The organism is Oceanobacillus sp. FSL K6-0118, from assembly GCF_038006665.1.
Lineage (GTDB): Bacteria > Bacillota > Bacilli > Bacillales > Amphibacillaceae > Oceanobacillus > Oceanobacillus caeni.
On record NZ_JBBOVR010000001.1, the window covers coordinates 2,555,380 to 2,571,436 of the forward strand.

Genomic DNA, 16,057 nt, shown 5'->3' on the forward strand with positions numbered 1-16,057 from the left:
TGTATTCCTCCTAAGCGGTAATTAAATCGATAATTCTTTGGATAAATTATACATTCCCTTATTTAAATGGTGTTTACCCGATAAAATATCATCGATGTCATTATCCACTATTTCGTTATTTCGTATTCCAACCATTCGGTCGGATTTATTTTCAATTAAAAGTTCTACAGCCCTAGCACCGAGACGACTTGCTAAAACTCTATCTTGAGCAGTCGGAGAACCTCCACGTTGAATATACCCTAAAACAGTAACTCTTGTTTCTATTCCAGTTTCTTTCTTTATCCGTTCACTAAATTCAAAAGCATTACCAACACCTTCCGCTAATACGATAATGCTATGTCTTTTACCTCTTTCGCGACTACGTTCCAACCGATGAATTATATTCGAAAATTCTTCATCTACCTCTGGAATTATAATACTTTCTGCACCACCAGCTAATCCAGCCCATAATGCTAAATCACCAGCGTTTCTTCCCATAGTCTCAATAATATATGTACGCTCATGAGATGTTGCTGTGTCACGAACTTTATCAATTGCTTCTAAGACTGTATTTAAAGACGTATCAAACCCAATGGTAAAATCAGTTCCTGGTATATCGTTATCAATCGTTCCTGGAACCCCGATACAAGGAAATCCTCTACTTGTTAATTTCTGTGCACCACGGAAGCTACCGTCTCCACCAATAACAACAAGACCTTCGATACCCCATTTATTTAGTTGCTCGATAGCCCTTTGTTGTCCTTCTTCTGTTTTGAATTCCTGACTTCTGGCCGTAGCTAATATAGTACCACCACGGTGAATAATATCACCAACAGAACCTAGATCCATCTTTTTAATGTTACCTTCCATTAATCCTTGATAACCATATCTAATTCCGTATACTTCAATATTATGGTATATTGCTTTTCTAACTACAGCACGAATTGCAGCATTCATACCGGGTGCATCTCCACCACTCGTTAATACACCGATTTTTTTAAGCATTTTTTCCACCTCAGTAGACTTAAATTTAATTTATAAAAGCTGTACTAATTCATTTTAAACAGCTGTTTCATATAATCGATATATGTTTAAGATAAATTAAAACTCCACAAATATCAACAAATATCATTGAAAAAGGTCGAAAAATATTTTTTTGAAATAAAGTGAAAAATGAAAGACTGATAAATACTCTATCAGTCTTTAATCGATTTTGATTATAACAGTTTATAATCACCTATATTTTTATATTTTTCCCATCTTTTTTCTAATAATTCATCAGTTGTATATTTACTTAATTCTCGAATCGATTGTTCGAGAACGACATCTATTTTTTCAGCTTGTACTTTTATGTCTTGATGTGCTCCACCTTTGGGCTCCGGAATAACTTGATCAATGACATTTAGTTCTTTCAAATCATTAGCAGTGATTTTCATAGATTCTGCTGCTTTTTTAGCTAAGCTAGCATCTTTCCATAAAATAGAAGCTGCTCCTTCTGGTGAAATAACGGAATATGTAGAATTCTCTAACATATGGATATGATCACCAATACCTAAACCTAGAGCCCCTCCGCTACCACCTTCACCTATCACAATACATACAATAGGAACAGTAAATCCAGCCATCTCCATAAGGTTTTTGGCAATAGCCTCACTTTGCCCCCGCTCTTCAGCCGCTCTTCCAGGATATGCACCTTTTGTATCAATAAATGTAATGATTGGGCGATTGAACTTTTGAGCTTGTTCCATGTGACGTAAAGCTTTACGATAGCCTTCTGGATGTGGCATACCAAAATTACGTTTAATATTTTCTTTTGTGTCTTTTCCTCGTTGGTGTCCTATAACTGTTACAGGTTTGTCCTTATAATAGGCAATTCCTGCCACAATAGCTTGATCATCTCCATAACGACGGTCGCCATGAAATTCAATAAAGTTGGTAAATAATTGGTGGATATAATCTAGAGTTGTTGGTCGTTCAGAATGCCTTGCCATTTGAACCCGATCCCATGGTTTTAAATTACCATATATGTCGTCTTCTAATTGTTCCAACCTATCTTCCAATTTATTTATTTCTTCGGTTAAATCAATTTCACTATCTGCTGTAAACTTCTTTAATTCAGCAATTTTATCCTTCAAATTAATAATTGGTTTTTCAAATTCAAGGATTTGCTTCACGTCAATTAACCTCCTTTTGATGCATCTCTAGAATCGTAGTAAGAAGGTTTTTCATTTCATGTCTGTGAATAATCTTGTCTAACTGTCCATGTTCCATTAAGAACTCCGATGTTTGGAAATCTTTAGGAAGTTTTTCCCGAATGGTTTGTTCAATTACTTTTCTTCCAGCAAATCCTATTAATGCTCCTGGCTCTGCAAAGTTATAATCCCCAATGGATGCAAAACTAGCTGAGACTCCACCAGTTGTTGGGTGAGTCATAACAGAGATCATTAGACCACCATCATCGCTAAACCTCTTAATAGCTACAGAGGTTTTTGCCATCTGCATTAGGCTAAGTATTCCTTCTTGCATTCTTGCTCCACCTGAAGCTGTAAAAATGATAAAAGGAAGAGATTCTTTACGTGCATTTTCAACTGATCTAGCAATTTTTTCGCCGACTACAGAACCCATACTCCCCATTCTAAAGTACGAGTCCATTACTGCGAATGCAGTTTCTTGCCCATTAATCATTCCTTTACCAGTTACTACCCCTTCATTGAGTCCGGTTTTTTCACAGTCTTTTAATACTTTTTCTTCATATTCCGGGAAATTTAAAGGGTTAGACGAAGTTATATTTGCATCCCATTCTTTAAAGGTATCTTCGTCAAATAAACTTTCAATTCGTTCCCAAGCTGAAAGTGGATGATGATAACCACAATTTGGACAAACATTTAAAGATTTTTTCATTTCTTTACGATAATATATTTTGTTACAATTTTTACATTTTTGCATGAGTCCTTGTGGAACATCAATTTTACTATTTTCATTTGGGATTGTTGCATATTTCTTTCGCTTTGTAAAAATTTCCTTAAGCTGCAAAATGTTTCCTCCTTTGCTCTGCACATCTTTACCTTTGTTATGTGTTGATTAAAAACTAGGTTGTCGTCAAAATAGCGAGATAATATTTTTTAATCCTTTAAAGAAGACTTCCATTAGTGGGGGCCTTCATCCGCCACTGATGGTTAGTCGCACTTATCGGACCTTTACGAGCTGTTGATCCCCCCTAGAAGTTTGAGGGGGAGTCTTACTACCCGTTTAGGTGGGATAAATTTTCCTAAAGTATAACAAAGGGCTTTTAAAAATTTTGTCATAATTTACCGGTATAAGAATATATTTAACTGAAAAACTGTTTCATAAATAAATCTTCTATTCGTGAATAATCTTCTTTTTCATAAAGATCAACTAACTGTTGATAGAATGGAGAGTCATAAAATCCTTTATCGAATATTTGGGAGAATTCCAAGATCAGTTGCCAGATTATCAACAGTAGTTCATTCTCTGTTTTATTTAAAATAAGAGTGAAAAAATCGATGTGCATTTGCTTTGGATTATTAATTAAGTCCTGAATTATCTTTTTAAATTGTGTAATATCTTTATCTTCAACTTTTTGTAAAGCTAGTTTTGCCGCTTCTTTTTCAATTAATTTGCGTGTAGTAATAATACTTTCTTTCGTACTACTATTACCTAGAATAAAGGATGCTAATATTTTAACTGTTTGAAAAGAACGATACGAGCTAAGAAAAGTTCCTTCCCCGTGTCTTGTTTCGATAATTCCTAATAGTTCAAGTGCACGAAGCGCTTCTCGTACGGAAGACCTTCCTGTTCCTAAAGATTCCGCTAGTTCTCTTTCGGATGGGAGCTTGTCTCCCGGTTTCAATTGATTTTCGTGAATAAAAATACGAATTTGCTCTAGTACACCATGGTAAGCTTTCTGATTTGGTAGCATTGACACAATCAGTAACTTCTCCTTTAAAGGATTCGACGGAATTTTAATTTTTTGTTAATCTTCTTGTTTTTTCAGCAATTTCTTCCGGGTTCAATGTAATTCTTGCAACGCCTGTTTCCATTGCAGCTTTGGCAACACTTGCTGCAACCGTAGGAGCAACACGATCATCAAAAGGAGCTGGAATCACATAATCATCATGAAGTTCTTCTTCAGAAACCAGTGAAGCTATAGCCTCTGCAGCGGCGATTTTCATCTCCTCATTAATTCTTGTAGCACGAACATCTAAAGCACCACGGAAGATTCCCGGAAATGCCAAAACATTGTTTACTTGATTCGGAAAATCAGAACGCCCTGTACCGATAACTTTCGCTCCCGCTTCTTTTGCAACTTCAGGCATTACTTCTGGATCCGGGTTTGCCATTGCAAAAATAATAGGATCATCATTCATTTTTGTAATCATTTCTTTTGTTAAAGCACCAGCTACTGAAACCCCGATGAATACATCGGCACCTTCTATTACTTCGTTCAAACTACCTTCTATTTTATTTCTATTTGTATATTTTGCTACTTGTTCCTTCACGCTGTTCATTCCATACGGCCTACCTTCATATATAGCACCTTTGGAATCGCACATAATCACATCATGCACACCAAAATGGTTTAGTAGCTTAATAATGGCTATACCAGCAGCTCCTGCACCATTAGCCACTACACGTATATTCGAAAAAGATTTTCCCACGAGTTTCAATGCATTAATTAATCCCGCTACAGTTACAATTGCTGTACCATGTTGATCATCATGGAATATAGGTATATTTGTTTCATTTTTAAGTCGTTCTTCAATAATAAAGCAATTAGGAGCGGCAATATCTTCTAAATTAACACCACCAAAGGTTGGTTCCATTAATTTAACTGTTTCCACAATTTTATCTACATCATGCGTATCTAAACAGATTGGGAATGAATCCACACCTGCAAATGCTTTAAATAATACTGATTTACCTTCCATTACAGGAAGAGCTGCCTCTGGACCTATGTTACCAAGACCCAATACCGCTGATCCATCACTCACTACAGCTACCATATTACCTTTCATTGTATAATCATATACAGATTCTTCTCGATCATGTATTTCTTTGCAAGGTTCTGCAACGCCTGGTGAATATGCTAAACTTAAATCTTTTGAATTTCTAACCGGAACCTTGGATTGAATCGTTAATTTCCCTTGATTTACTTTATGCATGTGTAGTGATTCGTCTTTTAGACTTGCCATTTTTGTTATTCGCCCCTTTGATTTTATAAATAAAATTCAATAACCCCTAGTGGTCTGACCACTTATAATCCTACATTATATCAGATGAATGAATCATGTAAAGTAACGCCCATTTAATTTATCAAAAAAACTACTTGCAAATGTACTTTTTTTAATTATTTTTCAATACTACATTTTCGTTACCAAAAAAATGCCTTAATGCTTTTAAACTATCATAATTAGCATGGGTATTATAACCCTGAGAAAGTTGATACGTTCGTTTCGTTTCCTCATGATAAATAATGATAGGTGTACTCCCTGGGTATTTATTCGCAATTTGTTGAATCATTTGTAAAGCAGAATCTCTTTTATTTGGTGTAACTTTAACAAACATTATTTTACTTGATTTTTGGTCTAACTGGTTTTCGCTAAATGGTTGAACATCTTCTAAAACCCATTGGAGTTTGTTATTCCTATATTCTACTTTCCCTTTAATAGTAATCATTAACTCCTCTTTAAGCCATTGGTTAATGTTACGGTAAAGTTCCGGGAATACGACAGCATCCACTTCTCCTGTTTCATCACCAATTACTAGAAAAGCCATCGGATCTCCGCGCTTCGTTCTAATTGTTTTAAGTGATTGAACAAGTACAGCGGAAGAAATATGACGTTTTCCAATAAATCTCTGTACTTCCCGCATAGTAATATAGCCATTCCCTCTTAGGCTTGGGCGGAGTTCCTTTAGTGGATGACTCGAAACAAATGTCCCGATTAGCTCTTTCTCATCTGCTAGTTTTTTCGCTATACTAAAATCTTCCATTTGTACATAATCCATTTCGAATAAAAGTTCATCTTGAAAGAAACTAGATTGACTAGAAAACTCACTAAATAACTCTCCTTGTTCTCTCGCTCGATCTAAAGATGCTAATAAACTTGCTCGATTTGAATAACTATCATCGAAAACACCGGCCATAATTAAATTCTCCATCGTTTGTCGATTAACCAGTTTCAGGTCTACCCGTAAACAAAAATCGTATAAATGTTTAAAGGCACCATTTTTCCTAACGTTTAATATTTCCTTAATCGCTTGATTACCAACACCTTTAATTGCTGCAAGACCGATGCGAATTTGTCCATTTTCTACGGAATATCTGCCATAACTTTTGTTTATAGAAGGCGGGAGAATAGTTATATTTATTTCTCTTATTTCTTTCAAGTAAAGGTTCCATTTTTCCTGCTGATTTCCGAAAGAATTTAATAATTCCGCAAAAAAATTTGCTGGAAAATGTGCTTTTAAGTAACTTAAATAATACGAAATTTTACTATATGCCACTGCATGACTTCTAGGAAAACCATAATTAGAGAATTTAACAATCCAACTAAAGATTTCGTTAGCAACTATTTTTTCATACCCATTCCTGATACAACCTTCTATAAAGGCCTCCTTTTGCTCTTCCATTACTTGTTGTTTCTTTTTACTGACAGCCCTTCTTAAAATGTCCGCTTCTCCTAAACTAAATCCAGCAATTTTATTAGCAATTTGCATAATTTGTTCCTGGTACACTAATACACCATATGTTGGTTTCAAGATAGGTTCTAAGTCCGGATGTAGATATTGAATCGGTTCACGCTTTTCTTTACGCGCAATATAAACAGGAATAAAATCCATTGGACCAGGGCGAAAAAGCGCATTTACCGCTACAATATCTTCAAAGGAATCTGGTTTTAATTCTGTTAATACTCTTTTCATTCCCTGTGATTCAAGTTGAAAGATTCCATTTGTTTTCCCACTACGTAATAAAGAATACGTTTTTTGATCATGTTCTGGAAGTTGATCAAGAGTTACTTCTATATGTTCAGTAAAGTGGATAGATCTTAGGATTTTTTCTATAAAGGATAGATTACGTAATCCTAAAAAATCCATTTTTAACAAACCTAATGACTCCAAATCATTCATCGTAAATTGAGTTAATCTTGTTTCGTTCGTACCAATAGTCAGTGGTACATGTTCTAGTAATGGTTTATTACTTATAACAACACCAGCAGCATGAGTTGATATATGTCTTGGTATCCCTTCTAATTTTATTGCTGCTGTAAAAAGTATCTTTAATTTTTTAGAGGATTTAATATACTCGTTTAATTCCTCTGATTCCTTTAAAATGTTGGATAATTTCTTGGATGACTGTTGTGGTAATTTATTTAAAATATAATACATATCTTGTTGTTCCACATTCAACGTTTTCATAAGTTCCCTAATTAATGATCGGTGAGCAAATGTACCAAAAGTAATAATTTGCGCAACATGTTCGACTCCGTATTTATTTCGTACATATTCAATTACTTCATCACGACGTTCATCAGAAAAATCCACATCGATATCGGGCATTGTTTTTCTTTCGGGATTTAAAAATCGTTCAAATATAAGATTATATTTAATTGGATCAACGTCCGTGATACCTAGAAGATATGCAACAAGGGATCCGGCAGATGATCCCCTTCCCGGTCCAACCAATATATTATTTTCTTTCGCGTACCATATAAAATCAGCTACGATTAAGAAGTAATCACTAAATTTCATCTTTTGAATGGTTTGTATTTCATATGCCAATCTTTGAGAAATAACATCTGTAACCGTAGTATATTTCTTCCCCACATTTTCCCAGCAAAGCTTTTCTAAGTATTGATCGGCATTTATATTTTCAGGAAGAGGAAATGACGGTAATAACTTCTGATTAAAGTCAAAAGAAACATGACATTTATTTTTTATAATCTCTGTTTCTTGTAACACTTCAGGCCAATCATTTTGGAAAATTTGTTCCATTTCCAAGCTTGACCTTAAATGTTTTCGTTTTACGTTTGGTGAGGACAATTTCATATCCCATTGTTTTCCTTTTTTCATGGATTGCAATATATCAAAAGCCATATCATCTTTTTCATCTAAATACCGTACATCACATAAAGAAACAACGGAAATTCCTGATAAATCTTGAATTGATTTTAATGATAGAAAGAGTCGTTGTTCATCCGGTTGAACTCCTAAATAAAAATCATTTCTTTGGAATAACCCCAACCAATTTCTAAGGTATTGGTTTATTTCTTCATGCGACTTATGTATCAACAAATTCTCCAAAATCGGATTATTTGTTGGTAATATTCCGATCAAATCATTAGTGAATCCTGATAGCTTCTCTATTGAAATAACCTTTTGTTGATTTAATTGTATTTGTGAACTTAATCGAGTAAGGCTTTGATAACCTTTATTATTTTTTGCTAATAAAACTAACTCGAACATATTTTCATTCTGTTCTACAAATACAGTCATACCAATAATGGGCTTTATACCATTTTCAACACATGCTTTGTAAAATGGAATAACCCCATAAAGAACATGTTCATCCGTTAAGGCTAGTCCATCAAATTGCAGCTTTTTAGCCTTATCAATTAATTTATCAATCGTTATTGTACTATCCATTAAACTATAGCTACTTCTAACATGTAAATGTGTAAAAGCCATTTAAAATCACGCCTTCTTTCTATACCCCATTATACCAATTTAAGAAGAACATGCATTAGATAGGATTCCATTTTGATCTATGGGGGATATCATAACTTGTCCTTTGTTTTCATAAGATATGTTAGAACCCTCGATAAAGGAGGAGAAATATGGAAGAGCGTTTTTTTGATACTTTTATCCATTGTTACTTCATTGCATTTGGTGTAATTATAGGCGGTGCGATAATAGGAAGTATTGCAGCATTTGCAGTCGGGGATGCACCAGTCAGTTCCATTACTCGAATTGCGAATAATCTACGAATATGGGCAATTGTTGCGGCAATTGGCGGAACATTTGACGCAATAGAAAATTTTCAAAAGGGATTGCTTGATGGATCAACATTTGACTTATTCAAACAAGTTCTATTAATACTCTCTGCTATGGGAGGGGTAAAATCAGCAACCTTACTATTAGAATGGCTTATCCAAGGAGAAATTTCGTAATGCATATTCCCCCTTATCATAAGAAACCCTCATGGCAACGTTTTTTTGTTGGTGCAGTATTCGGTGGAATCATTGCATATATCATTCTAATTTATATGTATGGATCGATGTATGAATCGTTATTAGAAGAAAATCAACAATTAAAGTCTAAGATTAGTGAATTAACTTTACAGAACGATGCATTAACAAAAAGTAACGAAGATCTTAACGAAAAGACAAATAAAGCTCCTACTATTGAGAGTATTGAAATAAATATTGATAACTGGGAAAAATATAAAATGGATCGATTAACCGTATATGAACTCGAAGAATTAGTTAAAGAAGAAATTAAACATTTAATTGGAGAAAAAGTTTCCAATATTGCCGAAAGTGATTTTCTTTTAGAACGAGCCATTGAAAATAAGAGTTATAAAATGAATGACGTTACGTATTATTTTAACATTTCTAAAATGACGATTTCAGAAACATTAAAATTAACGTTAAAAGCTAAATTAACGGAGTAAAAGAGATGGAAATACATCTCCTTTTACTCCATTTTATGTTGATTCTTACATACCTCATCTAAGTCACGAATTACTGCTTCTGCTTCATCCCATGAATAAATCGTTGCACCGGATGCTAATGGATGGCCTCCACCATTATATTTTGCCGCTACGGTATTAATGATAGGTCCTTTTGAACGTAATCTAACACGTATTTGTTCTTCTTCCTCAATAAAAAACACCCAAGCCTGTATTCCTTCTACATCACTAATCACATTAACCATCTGTCCAGTTTCGGAAGCAGTGACACCAAATTTGTCCAGGATTTCTTTTGTTAATTTAATAACACATAATCCTGATGAATATAAATTAAATTCTTGTAGGATATATCCTTTTAATCTTGAAATATTATCTTTTACACTATATAAATCCGTAAATAGTTTTGTTCTATTAAAATCATATGTAATTAGTTCTGCAGCGTATTGAAATGTTTTTTCAGTTGTATTGGGAAACATAAATCTTCCTGTATCACCAACTATTCCAGCAAACAATAGTCTTGCAGCATCAGAATTTAATTTCAAACCATATTCCTTACCTTGTTTATAAAATTCATAAATCATTTCACTTACTGAACTTGCATCTGTATTTTCCCAACGAATGTCACCGTATTTATCTACACTTGGGTGATGATCAATCTTAATTAACTTTTGACCCATGTTGTATCGTTGATCGTCAATACGAGGCGAGTTTGCTGTATCACAAACAATAACTAGAGCATTTTCATAATTGGAATCGTCAACCCTATCCATTCGATTTAAAAAGGTTAAATCAGGATCATCTTCACCAACGGCATAAACTTTTTTTTCGGGAAAAGATGCTTTTATTATTTCTTTTAATCCACCTTGAGAACCTATTGCATCTGGATCGGGTCGAATGTGACGGTGAATAATGATGGTTTCATAGGATTGGATCGATTCAATTATTTTCTTGATAGACATGTAAATCCCCCTCTTTTCAGTAAATTCATTGTTAAAATCTAGCATCCTAGATAAAAAAAAGATACAATAAGACTGATCCCATTTTACCTAGGAGAGATATCATGATTATTTTACCAATTCTTATTGTTTTATCACTTGTACTCTATGTTTATTATAAGGTTGCCATCATTAAGAGTAAAGATGGACTTACTCAACATTACTTTAATGCGAGATCGAAAATCTGTCTTGGAAGTTTTGTTTTTTGTTTCGGGATTAATCAATACTTTTTCTATTTAACTCGTATTTCTTTATTTATTGGAATTATTTTTGTATTACTTGGGTTATATCAAATGTATGATGGGTTCAAACAAGATAAACATTACCGTAATGAGTGGAAAAAATTAAATCCAAATGAATAAACCAAGCTGAAATTCAGCTTGGTTTTTACTTTTTTAGCATACATTTTAACGATGGATGAGTTGGGCCATGATTAATCCTTTTCCGACTAATTTATTTTCACTAAATACTTCAACATCTATCTTTGCGTATAATCGTCCTGCATCTAATACAGTCGGTTTAATGGTTAATATACTTTCAATCTGCACAGGCTTATTAAAATAAACGGTTATATTTTCTATTGTAATATCCGCTTTTCTGTCTTTTTGTAATAATCTAGAACTAGCCTCTGTCATAAGCGCTGTGAAGACACCATTTGATAATGTTCCTAACTGGTTTGTCATTTGCGGAATTACTTCTGTCGTATATACCTCTTCATCCGCTGAAAATTGCAAGTTACGTGAAACGATATCATCAATCGTTTCTCCTACTTGCGGTTGTCTTTGTATTTGCTGAAGTGCCTTTAAGACATCTTGTCTAGAGACAACCCCTTTTAAAATTCCGGAATTATCAACTACTGGCACTACTTCTATTCCTTCCCAAACCATTGTATGAGAAACCGAAGCAAGAGATGTTTTGGATTTTACAACTAAAGGTTTCTTACTCATCACTCGGTCAATAGGGATATTTTTATCTTTTCCTACGATATCTTTTGAAGAAACCATTCCAATTACACGTAATTTTTCATCTACAATCGGAAAACGAGAATGTCCCGATTTTTCATTAAGCTCATACCATTTTCCAACCGTATCCTTTGTTTTTAAATAACTTGTTTCTTCCAATGTAGTGGCAATATCCCCAACAAAAATAATTTCTTTCTTAATTAATTGGTCATAAATTGCACGGTTAATCATAGCTGCAACAGTAAACGTGTCGTAACTTGTGGATATAATTGGCAATTCTTTGTCATCCGCTAATTTTTTAATATGTCCTTCTGTATCAAAGCCACCAGTAATTAAAACAGCAGCCCCTTCATTTAAAGCTAACTCATGCGCTTTGATGCGGTTCCCAACAATAAGCAATGAACCGGCTTCCGTATAACGCATCATAGCTTCAAGTTGCATTGCTCCAATAACAAACTTACTTAACGTTTTATGAAGCCCATTACTACCACCTAACACTTGTCCATCAATAATATTAACGACTTCAGCAAACGTTAACTTCTCAAAGTTTTCTTTCTTCTTACGCTCAATACGAATCGTCCCTACACGTTCTATCGTACTAACGAGTCCTTGATTTTCAGCATCTTTAATCGCTCGATATGCAGTTCCATCGCTTACATTTAATTGTTTGGCAATTTGCCGTACAGAAATCTTATGGCCAACATCTAATGAAATGATATGTTGAATGATTTGCTCATGTTTTGTTGTTACCATTTACATCACCAGCTTTCAACTGTACTATCTCAACTTTTAAATCTTATTATACAGTTGAAGCAACAGAATCTCAATGCATATCTACTTGCCTTGATGTCAGCTCCTTCTGTTCCATTACAGGTGGTTTGGTCATTTGTAAAAGTGTAGCTAAATTAGCCCCTATCACAAGGAATAGAAATACAAGCCAGCTCCCCCAAAATACTTGTTCTAACGTTGTTACAGCATAAGGAAAATATGGCCATGCTACATAAAGGAAAAAGGCAGCCAATAGTAAACGTAAAATTGCATAGTTTTTCATAAAATCCCCCTTTCTATTCTATAATTATGAAAATCATGACTCTTTAGAACTTAGTTGTATAAAAACTTGGTATTCGTCTTTGGCAGACTTAGAATAAAATAGTTTTTTCATAATAAAACTCTACTAATCCCGTATTAATTTCTATAATAAAAAACGTAAATACCAGTTAATCAACATATCACCATAAAAATATGAAATAAGTGCAGCTAGAATGATAGAAGGACCAAAAGGAACAGGCTGTTTTCGAGCAATTACTTTAAATATCATGAATAGCATTCCTATAATTGCGCCAATAAGACATGCTAAAAAAAATGCAAGCAGTACTTTCTGCGTTCCAAGTATAATCCCAAGTACACCGAACAATTTCATATCCCCAGCGCCCATACCCCCGCGACTAAATAGAATAATAATAGCGATAATACCAAATCCGATAATCGAACCAATAATCGGTGACCACCATGGATCAAGCGGATGAACCATACGCATTATAAGAAAGAAAGGTAAGAAAAATAATAACACTTTATTTGGAATGAGCATGTAGGTTATATCAGAAACTAAAATAATATTAAGCATAGAAACTAGTAAAATAGCAGTAATTAATTCCGTTTGCAAACCTATCTTAAAATAACTAAACGCAAAAAGGAATCCAGTAAATAATTCAACTACCGGATAAATAAAAGAAATATTCGCTTTACAATTCCGACACTTTCCCCCTTGAAATAAGAAAGAAAAAACAGGAATCAATTCATACCACTGTAGTTGCTTCTTACATGATGGACAGTAGGAACGGTCATTAGCAAATGTTTCATTTTTAGGTAGTCGTAGTCCTACTACATTAAAAAAAGAACCAAAAGTTATTCCGAATACAAAAAAGAAAATGGTTATCATCGCGTCCATTCGTTTGCTCCTTATTTTATAATCATGAGAATTTAGTTTTAGGTCATTATACCAACTTTTTAATAGAAGAGAAATTAAAAACGTGAGCTAATCAGCTCACGTTTTTTTACAATTCTATTCCTTCTCCAATCTTCAATGCTTTTCCTTCCCCAGTCCTTACCTTACTTACAAAATCATCCGGATCCTGCTCAATAACTGGGAACGTATTATAATGTACAGGAACAACAATCTTCGCATTTATCCAATCGGCTGCTACTAATGCATCTTCCGGCCCCATCGTAAAGTTATCACCTATTGGAATAAAAGCAACATCAATATCATTCATTTCACCGTACATTTTTAGGTCTGTAAATAATGCCGTATCACCAACATGATAAATCGTCTTACCTTCTACCGTTAGTAAAATTCCTCCAGGCATACCGCCGTATACGACATTACCATCTTCTTCTGTGTACGAAGAACCATGAAAGGCTTGTGTAAATTTTACATTTCCGAAATCGAATTTACGTGACCCTCCAATATGCATCGGATGCGCATTTAATCCTTTAGAGGACAGGTAATTAGCTAATTCATTTGGGGCAACTACTAATGCATCATTACGTTTTGCTATTTCAAAGGTGTCTCCAACATGATCGTTATGTGCATGGGTCAATAAAATAACATCAGCATTAATAGCATTTGCATCTAAATCACATGCTTCGTTTCCAGATATAAAAGGGTCAAATAAAATTGTATGATTCGCTGTTTCAACTTTTACAACTGAATGTCCATGATAAGAAACTTTCATGTTTGTTCAACTCCTTTAAGAATGTATATTTTAATTCTACTAGAAGATTACTAATTCTGCCAATATTTAATAGTTTTGCCAGGAACTCTCATAAATACCAATTAAATGTGGATCAATTAGAGTATTTGGTTTAAGCTCGACGATTTCTCCATTTGTAGATTCAATCTCTTGATCTTCATCTTTTCCAAAATAGGTTAAACTAGGTAATAAATCAGTCGTCAAAAATTGCGTTGGAACATGGATGTCGATTTCATCTACATCTATTTTCTGCCTGGAGGCCATGACAAACCCCCAATTACCAAAGCTAGGTATGTCTACATGGAAATTTTCTACATGTAATCCTGTTGAAGCAATAGTTTCTGAAATCGTCCAATATACCCCTGGTGCAAATACAGGGCTTGTACTTTGAACCATCGCCGCCCCGTCCGGTGATAAATGATTCCTTACCAATGAATAAAACTCCCACGTATACAACTTATTTAAACTTTCATCATTTGGATCCGGTAAATCCACAATAATGACATCATATATGACATTACTATTTTCGAGAAACTGAAAAGCATCGGTGTTTACCACCTCAACTTTTTCATTTTTAAGTGAACCCTCATTTAGTTCTAAAACTAGACGATTGGTATTCGCTAAATCAATAACTGCAGGATCTAAATCTACGAGGGTAATCTTTTCCACCTCATCATATTTTAGTAATTCTTTCGCAGCGATTCCATCCCCCCCACCTAGAATAAGAATATTTTTTGGATGTTTAACGTAAGACATTGGTGGATGGACTAATACCTCATGATATCGATGTTCGTCAGCGGAACTAAATTGTAGAGAACCATTTAAAAAAAGACGTACATCATTTGTATGGTAATCTTGGGTAAGAATAATTTTTTGATAACTACTCTCTTCCATATGTATAATCGGATCCTTATATAATTTCTGTTCAAAATGAAAGGCCGCTTCTTCTCCAAAAAATATACCAATAATGAGAGCAACCAAGATAACTATTCCAAAGAATATATGAATACTAAACCTTTTTATTTCATTACGGAATAGCCATAGGACACCGAGTGCAATAATTACATTAATGCAACCAACTAAAAAGGCAGATTTTACTAAACCAAATTGTGGGCGGAGTAAAAAGACGAAGAGTAAACCACCAATTAACCCACCTGCATAATCGGAAAATAAAACCCTTGCTGTACTACGATTTAACTGCACACCAATTTCGTTAGCCTTACGAATTAGAATAGGTAATTCAAACCCTGTTAATGCACCGATAATTATAGTAATTGCATATAAGAAAAAGGCGTCCGTTCCCTCTGGTGCAAATGCGGTCATTCCGAACATCATAAAGCTAGAAAAACCACCAATTAATCCTACTGAAAGTTCTATCCAAATGAACGCTAAAATTAAGTTTTTCATTACCTTTTCACTGAGACTAGCTCCAATTCCCATCCCAGTTAAAAATAAGGAGATTGTTAAGGTATATTGTTTTACCCCATCCCCTAAAATATATGAACCTAATGCACCAAATAATACCTCAAAAATAATTCCACAAATAGAAACAATCCCACTAGACCAATAAATAATATTACTTTTTCTTGTTGCCTCATAATTCATTATTATTTCACTCCGAAACCAAAATACTATTTTAACTAATCAACGAATAAAGAA

At 34.1% G+C, this 16,057-nt stretch carries 15 protein-coding genes; 3 read left to right on the top strand and 12 right to left on the bottom strand.

Features of this window, described 5'->3' with window-relative positions; translation table 11 throughout:
- Nucleotides 1–21 precede the first annotated feature (21 nt).
- The 6 genes from pfkA to dnaE form a co-directional block, all read right to left on the bottom strand.
- Nucleotides 22–984: a 6-phosphofructokinase gene (gene pfkA, locus MHI02_RS13120; RefSeq protein ID WP_047185387.1), complete on the bottom strand. Its 963-nt coding sequence runs from the start codon at nucleotides 982–984 to the stop codon at nucleotides 22–24.
- Between the two features lie 212 nt (nucleotides 985–1,196).
- Complete coding sequence (gene accA, locus MHI02_RS13125) at nucleotides 1,197–2,153, bottom strand: acetyl-CoA carboxylase carboxyl transferase subunit alpha (protein WP_047185388.1); 957 nt, start codon at nucleotides 2,151–2,153, stop codon at nucleotides 1,197–1,199.
- 1 nt (nucleotide 2,154) lies between these two features.
- Nucleotides 2,155–3,012 (bottom strand): acetyl-CoA carboxylase, carboxyltransferase subunit beta, encoded by an 858-nt coding sequence (gene accD, locus MHI02_RS13130; protein WP_047185389.1) that lies wholly within the window; start codon nucleotides 3,010–3,012, stop codon nucleotides 2,155–2,157.
- Nucleotides 3,013–3,307: 295 nt separating this feature from the next.
- Nucleotides 3,308–3,919 (bottom strand): FadR/GntR family transcriptional regulator, encoded by a 612-nt coding sequence (locus MHI02_RS13135; RefSeq protein ID WP_225344046.1) that lies wholly within the window; start codon nucleotides 3,917–3,919, stop codon nucleotides 3,308–3,310.
- Nucleotides 3,920–3,962: 43 nt separating this feature from the next.
- A complete protein-coding gene (locus MHI02_RS13140; protein ID WP_257456121.1) occupies nucleotides 3,963–5,192 on the bottom strand; it encodes an NAD(P)-dependent malic enzyme in 1,230 nt (409 codons plus the stop codon).
- A gap of 151 nt (nucleotides 5,193–5,343) precedes the next feature.
- Complete coding sequence (gene dnaE, locus MHI02_RS13145) at nucleotides 5,344–8,685, bottom strand: DNA polymerase III subunit alpha (protein ID WP_257456122.1); 3,342 nt, start codon at nucleotides 8,683–8,685, stop codon at nucleotides 5,344–5,346.
- Between the two features lie 149 nt (nucleotides 8,686–8,834).
- On the opposite strand from dnaE, the gene MHI02_RS13150 reads away from it, so the two are divergent.
- Together MHI02_RS13150 and ytrI are read left to right on the top strand one after the other, a co-directional pair.
- The gene (locus MHI02_RS13150) at nucleotides 8,835–9,167 is read left to right on the top strand and encodes a YtrH family sporulation protein (RefSeq protein WP_047185393.1); all 333 of its coding nucleotides are present in this window, start codon (nucleotides 8,835–8,837) and stop codon (nucleotides 9,165–9,167) included.
- Nucleotides 9,167–9,670: a sporulation membrane protein YtrI gene (gene ytrI / locus MHI02_RS13155; protein ID WP_047185394.1), complete on the top strand. Its 504-nt coding sequence runs from the start codon at nucleotides 9,167–9,169 to the stop codon at nucleotides 9,668–9,670. Before MHI02_RS13150 ends, ytrI begins: the two co-directional genes overlap by 1 nt.
- 23 nt (nucleotides 9,671–9,693) lie before the next feature.
- Here ytrI and MHI02_RS13160 read toward each other — a convergent pair whose 3' ends face one another.
- Nucleotides 9,694–10,647: a DHH family phosphoesterase gene (locus MHI02_RS13160; protein ID WP_341165965.1), complete on the bottom strand. Its 954-nt coding sequence runs from the start codon at nucleotides 10,645–10,647 to the stop codon at nucleotides 9,694–9,696.
- Between the two features lie 101 nt (nucleotides 10,648–10,748).
- Between MHI02_RS13160 and MHI02_RS13165 the strand changes: the two genes are divergently transcribed.
- Complete coding sequence (locus MHI02_RS13165; RefSeq protein ID WP_047185396.1) at nucleotides 10,749–11,045, top strand: YtpI family protein; 297 nt, start codon at nucleotides 10,749–10,751, stop codon at nucleotides 11,043–11,045.
- Nucleotides 11,046–11,090: 45 nt separating this feature from the next.
- On the opposite strand, the gene MHI02_RS13170 is transcribed toward MHI02_RS13165, so the two are convergent.
- The 5 genes from MHI02_RS13170 to MHI02_RS13190 form a co-directional block, all read right to left on the bottom strand.
- The gene (locus MHI02_RS13170) at nucleotides 11,091–12,398 is read right to left on the bottom strand and encodes a DRTGG domain-containing protein (RefSeq protein WP_047185397.1); all 1,308 of its coding nucleotides are present in this window, start codon (nucleotides 12,396–12,398) and stop codon (nucleotides 11,091–11,093) included.
- 70 nt (nucleotides 12,399–12,468) lie between these two features.
- A complete protein-coding gene (locus tag MHI02_RS13175; protein WP_047185398.1) occupies nucleotides 12,469–12,696 on the bottom strand; it encodes a hypothetical protein in 228 nt (75 codons plus the stop codon).
- Between the two features lie 141 nt (nucleotides 12,697–12,837).
- Nucleotides 12,838–13,593 carry a prepilin peptidase gene (locus MHI02_RS13180; RefSeq protein WP_257456124.1) on the bottom strand — a complete coding sequence of 252 codons (756 nt, stop codon included), beginning with the start codon at nucleotides 13,591–13,593 and terminating at the stop codon, nucleotides 12,838–12,840.
- Between the two features lie 106 nt (nucleotides 13,594–13,699).
- Nucleotides 13,700–14,380 (bottom strand): metal-dependent hydrolase, encoded by a 681-nt coding sequence (locus MHI02_RS13185; RefSeq protein WP_257456125.1) that lies wholly within the window; start codon nucleotides 14,378–14,380, stop codon nucleotides 13,700–13,702.
- Between the two features lie 66 nt (nucleotides 14,381–14,446).
- Nucleotides 14,447–16,003: a polyamine aminopropyltransferase gene (locus MHI02_RS13190; RefSeq protein WP_244986881.1), complete on the bottom strand. Its 1,557-nt coding sequence runs from the start codon at nucleotides 16,001–16,003 to the stop codon at nucleotides 14,447–14,449.
- Nucleotides 16,004–16,057: the final 54 nt, after the last annotated feature.

Bases quoted from the DNA above. Each gene is read 5' to 3' on its own strand.
- pfkA (WP_047185387.1), bottom strand. From the start codon at position 984: ATGCTTAAAAAAATCGGTGTATTAACGAGTGGTGGAGATGCACCCGGT.
- MHI02_RS13135 (WP_225344046.1), bottom strand. From the start codon at position 3,919: ATGCTACCAAATCAGAAAGCTTACCATGGTGTACTAGAGCAAATTCGT.
- MHI02_RS13140 (WP_257456121.1), bottom strand. From the start codon at position 5,192: ATGGCAAGTCTAAAAGACGAATCACTACACATGCATAAAGTAAATCAA.
- dnaE (WP_257456122.1), bottom strand. From the start codon at position 8,685: ATGGCTTTTACACATTTACATGTTAGAAGTAGCTATAGTTTAATGGAT.
- MHI02_RS13150 (WP_047185393.1), top strand. From the start codon at position 8,835: ATGGAAGAGCGTTTTTTTGATACTTTTATCCATTGTTACTTCATTGCA.
- ytrI (WP_047185394.1), top strand. From the start codon at position 9,167: ATGCATATTCCCCCTTATCATAAGAAACCCTCATGGCAACGTTTTTTT.
- MHI02_RS13160 (WP_341165965.1), bottom strand. From the start codon at position 10,647: ATGTCTATCAAGAAAATAATTGAATCGATCCAATCCTATGAAACCATC.
- MHI02_RS13165 (WP_047185396.1), top strand. From the start codon at position 10,749: ATGATTATTTTACCAATTCTTATTGTTTTATCACTTGTACTCTATGTT.
- MHI02_RS13170 (WP_047185397.1), bottom strand. From the start codon at position 12,398: ATGGTAACAACAAAACATGAGCAAATCATTCAACATATCATTTCATTA.
- MHI02_RS13175 (WP_047185398.1), bottom strand. From the start codon at position 12,696: ATGAAAAACTATGCAATTTTACGTTTACTATTGGCTGCCTTTTTCCTT.
- MHI02_RS13180 (WP_257456124.1), bottom strand. From the start codon at position 13,593: ATGGACGCGATGATAACCATTTTCTTTTTTGTATTCGGAATAACTTTT.
- MHI02_RS13185 (WP_257456125.1), bottom strand. From the start codon at position 14,380: ATGAAAGTTTCTTATCATGGACATTCAGTTGTAAAAGTTGAAACAGCG.
- MHI02_RS13190 (WP_244986881.1), bottom strand. From the start codon at position 16,003: ATGAATTATGAGGCAACAAGAAAAAGTAATATTATTTATTGGTCTAGT.